Below are 8666 nucleotides of genomic sequence, written 5' to 3'. Positions count from 1 at the left end.
GACAGCCTCCGCATTGTAAGACATCGCCGCTTGAATTCCTGCTCTGACAGAATGAGACTGACCAAGTTCTGCCTTCTCACTATCTACACGACTCCACCTTTCATTTTTTTGCGCTATCCAACTTAAATCATCCGTCTTTTTTGCTACAACGAAAATATGATCAAGATAGGATTGTAAGGCTTTTGATAAAGTCATATTGCCGATGGTATCCTCGCCAATCGGCAGTGCTAACTTATCCCCTCCCATCCTCTCCCCTTTTCCCGCCGCTAAAAAAATGCCATAAACTTTATCCCGATTCACGGATAGCTGCTCCTTTCAGCTTATACTTTTGCTGAATCAGTTCTGCTACAATACTTACAGCAATTTCTTCTGGCCCTTGCGCACCGATTGACAGTCCAACAGGGGAGTACACATTGTCAGGGAAATTCTCACAACCTAGTAAACGTTTTGTCCTTCGCTTTGATCCTAATATACCGATATATTGCAGATTTTTTTCCTTCAGAAATGCAAGCAATTCCTGATCCCGCTGGAAATTATGTGTTTGCAGAATAATAAAATCCCTCACCGAAAATGTTAGTTGCCGCTCCAATTCATTTGGAAAACCAATATAGAAATGGGAAGCATCAGGGAAATTCGCTTCATGACAGTAAGCTTCTTGCCAGCTTGCAATTTCTACTCTAAACCCTACATTTGCAGCAAGCCTCACTAATGGCTTTACATCATCATTTGCTCCAAAGATAAGCAATCGCGGTTTAGCTTTCAATTGAGCCACATACACCCGCTTCCCAGATTGACCGATCTTTTTAGTGCCAGTTGCCGCTCCCCCAGGGATAAAAGGAATCAGATTCTCAAGCCACACGCCTTTTCTGCCAATGATCTGTCCTCCTTCTGTATAGAAAAGGTAATTCATTTCACTTTCTTCATCAGGTATTTCCTTTAATAAGATTACGTTCTGTCCTTTATCAAGCTTTTTCTTCACTTGAGCTAAATCTTGTTGCAGCAGTTTCGTTACAGGTTCTATTAATACAGAAATCACACCATTACAACCAGTGTTCTGTCCCCATAATTGCTCATCTTCTTCTTTCATATCATAAATAATCATTTCCGGCTTACTGCCGAATTCAGAATGCTCGATTCGTGCAACGATATCCTCTTCCAAACATCCGCCACTCAGCATTCCGATACGTGTACCATCTTTCCGGACCAGCATCATTGCCCCTTCTTTTTTATAAGCAGAACCATCAACATGGACGATCGTCGCAAGAAATTTTTCATCCGCATCACTACTCACATGCTCCAATATTTCATGAATATCTATCATCAACTTCCCACCTGCCCGCAAATGGTATATGTTATTATCCTTAACAAACTATGTTAGTTTGTAATTTATATTACAGTTTAATTTATGAGCAAACCGAAGTCATTAGCAATATTAACTTAAATCAGACGGTTAATTTGTTTATTTTATCTAAAATTTCACCATTGTTTGTAAGATAATTTAACAATATATACGCTATTAGTTAATATATACAATCAAACCCTCCTTTCTTTAGATGAATTATCCGTAGATTCCTATTTATCTAGATGATAATCTGATTTAAATAACATTAAAAGGAACTTTTATTTACACCATCAAAAAGAAGGGATGATAAGAAATGAGTTTAGAAGATTTAAATAAACAGGTTAAGAAGGATCTTTCTTTTTTAAATATCCCTGAACAGAGCTGGCTGAAATCCGATACGCATAATGACTCCCATGTATATGATGCCATCATTATCGGTGCCGGGCAGAGCGGATTAGGTGCTGCCTTTGCATTAATGCGAGAGAAAATCACCAATATTCTCGTAATTGATGAAAATAAGGAAGGATCGGAAGGACCCTGGGAGACATATGCACGCATGATGACACTGAGAACACCGAAAAAGTTAACTTCCATTGACCTCGGCATTCCTTCTTTAACTTTTCGGGCATGGTGGGAAGCACAATTTGGAGAAAGTGGCTGGGATGCTTTGGACAAAATTCCTCGTCATGATTGGATGAATTATCTGCGCTGGTATCGTCAAATACTCCGGATTCCTGTTAAAAATGAAGTAACATTAAAATTAATCGAACCGATTAAACAAGGAGTATTTCAGTTACACACAACCGAACAAGGAAAACATTCTGAGCTGCTTTTGGCAAGGAAAGTAATTCTAGCAACAGGGATACAAGGTGGAGGAGAATGGCATGTACCAGACTTTATCACAAACCATGTACCAAGGGAATATTATGCCCACACCTCATCTTCCATCGATTTCTCATTATTACAGGATAAAAAAATTGCTATACTAGGCGGAGGTGCCTCTGCTTTTGATAATGCGAATTTTGCTCTCACAGCAGGGGTGAAAGAAGCAGACGTTTTTATGCGTCGCAAAGACTTCCCTAGAATTAATCCGATACGATTTATGGAACCATCTGGAATGATTGATCGATACCATACCTTCTCTGATCAGCAAAAATATAAAATTATGGCACATTTTTTCCAGCATAATCAACCGCCAACAAATGACACATATGATAGAGCCAGTACAAAACAAGGATTTCATTTACATATTGGTGAACCTTGGAAAAAAGTAGAGGCAGCGGACAACGGTGTGAAAGTATATACAGATAAAGGAGCATATGATTTTGACTTTTTGCTGGTTAGTACAGGATTAATCACAGACCCAGCCTTACGTCCTGAACTAAAACTGATTGAACCATATATTTTAAGATGGGCAGACTGCTACAATGCCCCCGCAGAAAATGCTAATCCTTTGTTAGATGCACATCCCTATCTTAGCGAAGGTTTCGCCTTACAAGCGAAAGAAAAAAAATGGGAGAAGCTGATACATGGTATCTTTGCATTCAACTATTCGGCAATCATCAATTCTGGCCTCTCTGCTTCTGCCTTGTCCGGATTACGATTTGCCCTGCCGAAGCTCGCATCGGCTGTTGCTGATCAACTCTTTATGGAGGAGCAGGATAAAATTTTAGCAGATTACTTTGAGTATAAAGAAGAGGAATTTACCGGCACAATCACTGCAGAAAAAGAAATGTTAATAAAAGGGTAATTTACTAATATAGTGAAAAAGAAAAGTCGAAGGGTGCCCTTCGACTTTTTCCTATTCCGTAATCAAAATTTCTGTCCAGAAAATTGACTCACAAATTCAATCAGTTTCCTGTCTTGACCATTTGCAGCAAGGAATGATAATCCGACAGGCGCCTGATTGTATTGTATCCAAGGAACAGTCACTTGCGGCAACTTGTTTAATCCCGCAATACATGTCATCATCAAAAGCTTCTCTCTGTGTTCTTGTAACTGGTCACTTGAATCACTGATCAGTGGTGCAATACTTGGTGCTGTCGGCATCACAATGAGGGTCTCTTCATCCAGCTCTGCCTGCATTTTAAGTAGAATCTCATCCCTCTTTTTGCGAGCTGCTGCTATCTGTTTTTCTGTGATTGTTTTCGTCCAAAGAAACCGATCATGTATTCCGGGGCCAAAAATTGGTTTTGCATTTTCGATCCACTCGCCATGATTTTCCCATATCTCATAACCTTGGATAACCCGAAATGTCTCCTTCCACTCTTCCAGCCTGTTTTCTGCGAGAATCTCTTCTCTCATCTCTAACTTCGGAAGCTCAATATCTTTTTTTGCTTGTCTTACAGGAGTTTCTGCCAAATCCCAGACATCTGTTGGAAAAATCACTTTTTTAAAAGCAGAACTGGATGGAGGGCTTTTATGTAATAATAATGCCGCAACCTTGGCAAGGACAGGCATGCTTCGGGCCATTACACCGACTGTATCAAAGCTCTTCGCTAGAGGTATGACTCCGTCCATAGAAATATAATCATGTGACGGACGAAATCCATATATTCCGCAAAAGCTTGATGGTATGCGGATACTTCCGCCAGTATCTGTTCCCAGTGAAAAATCTGCTAATCCCGAGGCAACAGCCACCGCTGAGCCACTAGATGAACCACCAGGTATTCTATTCGGAGCAGCTGGATTAATTGGTGTACCAAAATAGTGATTTTTGCCACTCAAACTGTACATTAATTCATCTGTTAAAGTGGCGCCGACAAGTGCCGCTCCATTATCTGTCATTGATGTGATGCTGTCAGCTGTCTTCCCAGCAGGTAGGTGTGTATCCCGCCAATAAGGATTTCCTGCACTGGCTGTATTTCCTTTAATATCAAACACATCTTTTACAGCAAAAGTATATTCACTTAATGTCCCCTTCACCTCTGGAATAATTCTGATATCTTTATTGACAAAAGCCTGCCATTTATCATTCATTTGTACCCCTCCGTGTGCACAGTCATCTATTAATCTTTAACACAAAATTCAGGAAACTGCGATTAGAATGTGAGCTTTTCTTACGATTAAATTGGAACAAAATTTATCTTATGATAGCTACAGTAAGTTTGCGAAAAGCAGCAACAAATAAAAAGAAACTCCCCTACACTAAGGGAGTTCCTTCTGCTGATTATTGGCGTAATTTTCTCTCATTTATTTCTGCTTGGATTAAGTTTTTAAACTCTTCAAAGCTGATTGTTTCGGAATCTTTCTCTCCATAGCGACGAACATTGACTGCACCCGCTTCTACTTCCTTGTCACCAACTACAAGAGCGAATGGAATTTTTGCTGTTTGTGCTTCACGAATTTTATAGCCGATTTTTTCATCACGTTTATCTAGTTCTACTCGTACTCCAGCAAAACGCAGTTCTTCTTCTACTTTTTCTGCATAATCCAAATGCACTTCATTAGAAACTGGAATGATTCGTGCCTGTACTGGAGATAACCATGTTGGGAATGCCCCTTTGTATTCTTCTAACAGGAAGGCAACAAAACGTTCCATTGTTGATACAACACCGCGGTGAATAACAACAGGACGGTGTTCTTTCCCATCTTCCCCAATATAAGTTAAATCAAAGCGCTCTGGTAATAAGAAGTCTAACTGTACAGTTGATAATGTCTCCTCTTTGCCAAGTGCTGTTTTTACTTGAACATCCAATTTCGGACCATAGAATGCTGCTTCACCTTCTGCTTCCACATAGTCTAACTTCAGGTCTTCCATTGTTTCTTTCAGCATACCTTGTGCTTTTTCCCACATTTCGTCATTATCAATATATTTCTCTGTATCTTCCGGATCACGGTAAGACAGACGGAAGTGATAATCTTCAATGCCGAAATCTTTGTATACATTCTGTACAAGTTCCACCACACGGCTGAATTCATCTTTTAATTGATCAGGGCGGGCAAAAATGTGGGCATCATTTAAAGTCATACCCCTTACACGCTGAAGTCCTGCCAATGCCCCTGACATCTCATGACGGTGCATTGTACCAAGTTCGGCAATACGAACTGGTAAGTCTCGGTAACTGTGCAATTCGTTTTTATAAACCATCATATGGTGCGGACAGTTCATTGGACGCAGGATAAGGTCCTCATTATCCATTTCCATTGGCGGAAAGATATCATCCTGGTAATGATCCCAGTGACCGCTTGTTTTATATAATTCCTTGCTTCCAAGTACTGGTGTATAAACATGGTTATAACCTAAACGCTCCTCTAAGTCCACAATATAACGTTCAATTGTACGTCTGATTGTCGCACCTTTCGGCAGCCAAATTGGAAGGCCTTGACCAACTTTTTGTGAAATCGTAAAGATGCCTAGTTCTTTTCCAAGTTTACGATGGTCACGTTCTTTTGCTTCTTCACGAAGTCGTAAATATTCATCAAGCTGTGTTTGTTTTTCAAATGCTGTTCCATAAATACGCTGAAGCATCTTATTATTACTGTCTCCACGCCAGTATGCACCAGAGATATTTAATAATTTAAAGATTTTAATCTTACTTGTCTGTGGAACGTGCACCCCGCGGCATAGATCAAAAAATTCACCTTGCTCATAGATGGTTACTTTCTCATCTTCCGGAATGGCTTCTAAAAGCTCCAGTTTCAGCTCATCGCCAATTTCTTCAAATTTCGCTTTTGCTTCCGCACGGCTCACTTCTTTACGAACAATTTCCAAGTTCTCATCTACAATCCGCTTCATTTCTTTTTCAATTCGCGGGAGATCTTCTGGTGTGATTGTCTCTTCCATATCAATGTCATAATAGAAACCGTTCTCGATTGTCGGACCTACACCTAATTTTACATTTTTGTAAAGACGTTTAATTGCTTGTGCCATCAAGTGTGCCGTTGAGTGACGAAGTATATCCAATCCTTCTTCATTTTTCAATGTCACGATTTCGATCGCTCCATCTTGCTCTAATGGTGTACGCAAATCATAGAATGTACCATCTAATTTAATTGCTACTGCTTGTTTCTTCAAACCTGGTGAAATGGATTGTGCAATATCTTCACCAGTTGTTCCTTTTTCAAAAGATTTAACCGATCCGTCTGGAAAAGTAATTTGAATTTGACTCATTTCTTAACGCTCCTTTTTTCCTTTAAATACTAAAAAACGCCCATCCCTCTACTCCAATAGTAAAGGGACGAGCGTTGTTATACCCGTGGTTCCACCCAATTTTCCATACAACTGTATGGCTTCATTCTAATCGATAACGATGACGAGTCGCTGCTTACTACTTTGTTCATAAGCAGAGTTCAGAGGTGGTAATAGTATGTCGTGTAACAGAAAGCTTTCAGCCATGACTTTCCTCTCTAACAGAAACCCGTATCAGACTATCTTGTCCTCATCATAACAATAAATATTGATCTATGCCGTTTATTATATCGACAGTTTGAGGAAAAATCAAGAGCCTTTTTCTACTTCTATTGGAAAGGGAAATTCTTCTATCGGAAAAAAGGTGCAATTCTCCTGAAAGATATTAATTACCGTTGTTAGGCGAGTCTCTGAAGGATCATTTCCAAACATGTACACATGGTTCGGTGCAAGCATAATCAGCGGGGAAATATTCCATTCATTTTCCTGTAAGCCAAAAATATAAAGAGGAAATCTTTCCATAACTTCATTCAGCTCTGCAGTTTTATACGGTGTTCCATCTTCTCTAAAGAAATGATACTGGTTGCCTTCTAACACATAAATTACATCAACTTCTGGCTGTTTCCGTGCGATAAATTCACGAACGGAATGAATAAACGATTGATAGTCTTCTTCTCGTTTAAATTCATCAATGGCAAGACCAACCAATTCTGTTAGTTGCTCTAAATAATGATGAAACCTGAAATGAACAATCGAATCAAATCGGACCATTTCTTTCTCCGTATGAAGCAGGAAAATAGCTTGAAGAATATCGTGTAACTCATGCTGATGGATGCGATGTTCGTAAATGTCTTCATCTTTTTCAATTAATGACTTTGCCAAACTTGTTATCCGTTCTTTTTCCTCTGGGTTTGTAAAGCGATACGTTTTTTCCAGAATGGTTTGAATTGCCTGATATTCTCTATGTTTTATATACACACTGCTTAACAGCTGTGATAGCTTCTTCTTGCATTGCTCCCACTCCAACTCATCCCCCGGAAAAACATGTACTGTATGAATATCGCCACGTTTTCTGTATACCTTCCAATCCTCACAGTCTTCCTTTATAAATTGATAAAATGATTCCGCCTCATTCATGTGCTTAAAAAACACTTCTAACAATTCTCATCACCCTCATCAGCATCAAACTGGTATATTATATGGGTGAAAAAGTTAAAAAATAACCACATCTCATAAAAAGATGCAGTTATCCTAGTCTTCTCTATGTCTTTCTTCAAGCTCAAGCGGCTTGCTCAATTGTCTGATTCTTTCTACGATCCGTCCAGCTTTAATTGTTTCTACATCTCCTCGATTAGATGTTGATAAGTGTTTTTCCAGCTGATCTAAATTAAAGTTTGATGTAAAAAAGACTGGCAGTTCTTCTGTCATACGATATTGTAAAATCGCACCAAGTACTTCATCACGAAACCATGAAGAAATGGTTTCTGCACCAATATCATCAAACATTAGTACATCCACGTTTTTAAAATGATCCATTTTCGACTGTAAGGAATCATCCTGGATAGATGATTTCATTACACGGACAAATTCTGGCATATAAATCATCGCTACCCTGATATTCCGCTTTTTTAGTTCATTTGCGACGACACCGAGAATATATGATTTCCCTGTTCCAAATGGCCCATGAATAAATAATCCTTTGCGGAAATTGTCACGCGAATAGTTTTTAACAAAATCGATTACTTCTGTAACGACTGTCTTTCTCTCATAAGAATTTGTTCTCAGCTCTGTTAGTTCAGCCGTTCGGATTTGCTTGGGCATGTGTAAACTTTGGACAAGTGACTCTTTTTCTTTGATCATGTCTTCCTGAACTTTATTGGAGCATCGTTCATACCGCAGGGAAATCTCTTTTCCATCTAAGTCAATGTGTGGTGTATAACCCTTGAGAATATTAATACAACCCGCTAAATTCGGACAATTTCTGCAATCCTTAGAAGCGTTATGATATTCATATAATTTCATGAGATTTCGATTAATGTCTTCCTTCTCAAGCTCAATGTGTTCACTTAACAATGCCTGAATTTGCGGGTCTTTCAGTATCTCTTCACTAATCGCCTGATATGTCTCTTCTATTTTTTTATTTGAATTCATCCATTTTTTCATTGCGGATTGAATTGGTTCCATCTCTATCAT

General features: G+C 39.1%; 7 protein-coding genes and 1 other annotated feature. Of the genes, 1 reads left to right on the top strand and 6 read right to left on the bottom strand.

Translation table 11 applies throughout. The features are described 5' to 3' along the window. A partial coding sequence (locus tag F9U64_RS05800; protein WP_194287292.1) for an NTP transferase domain-containing protein occupies nucleotides 1–300 on the bottom strand: 300 nt, incomplete at its 3' end. Beyond that, nucleotides 287–1321, bottom strand: a complete 1035-nt coding sequence (locus tag F9U64_RS05795) for an XdhC family protein (RefSeq protein WP_153402070.1) — start codon at nucleotides 1319–1321, stop codon at nucleotides 287–289. The genes F9U64_RS05795 and F9U64_RS05800, both read right to left, overlap by 14 nt. A gap of 334 nt (nucleotides 1322–1655) precedes the next feature. Between F9U64_RS05795 and F9U64_RS05790 the strand changes: the two genes are divergently transcribed. Next, entirely contained in the window at nucleotides 1656–3092 is a 1437-nt protein-coding gene (locus tag F9U64_RS05790) for a flavin-containing monooxygenase (protein WP_153402069.1), read from the top strand. Nucleotides 3093–3154: 62 nt separating this feature from the next. Here F9U64_RS05790 and F9U64_RS05785 read toward each other — a convergent pair whose 3' ends face one another. From F9U64_RS05785 to dnaI, 4 genes are all read right to left on the bottom strand, one after another. Beyond that, nucleotides 3155–4321, bottom strand: coding sequence for an amidase (locus F9U64_RS05785; protein WP_153402068.1), 1167 nt, complete (start codon nucleotides 4319–4321; stop codon nucleotides 3155–3157). A gap of 190 nt (nucleotides 4322–4511) precedes the next feature. Beyond that, nucleotides 4512–6455: a threonine--tRNA ligase gene (gene thrS, locus F9U64_RS05780; RefSeq protein WP_153402067.1), complete on the bottom strand. Its 1944-nt coding sequence runs from the start codon at nucleotides 6453–6455 to the stop codon at nucleotides 4512–4514. A 60-nt stretch (nucleotides 6456–6515) separates the two neighbouring features. Beyond that, nucleotides 6516–6739 (bottom strand) — a binding site (T-box leader). Between the two features lie 43 nt (nucleotides 6740–6782). Further along, the gene (ytxC, locus tag F9U64_RS05775; RefSeq protein WP_228275607.1) at nucleotides 6783–7625 is read right to left on the bottom strand and encodes a sporulation protein YtxC; all 843 of its coding nucleotides are present in this window, start codon (nucleotides 7623–7625) and stop codon (nucleotides 6783–6785) included. 99 nt (nucleotides 7626–7724) lie between these two features. Then, nucleotides 7725–8657: a primosomal protein DnaI gene (dnaI, locus tag F9U64_RS05770; RefSeq protein WP_153402065.1), complete on the bottom strand. Its 933-nt coding sequence runs from the start codon at nucleotides 8655–8657 to the stop codon at nucleotides 7725–7727. Nucleotides 8658–8666 lie beyond the last annotated feature (9 nt).

Source organism: Gracilibacillus oryzae, from assembly GCF_009498735.1.
Lineage (GTDB): Bacteria > Bacillota > Bacilli > Bacillales > Amphibacillaceae > Gracilibacillus > Gracilibacillus oryzae.
Note: the sequence above shows the minus strand (reverse complement) of the source record. Positions and strands in the feature narration are given on the sequence as shown.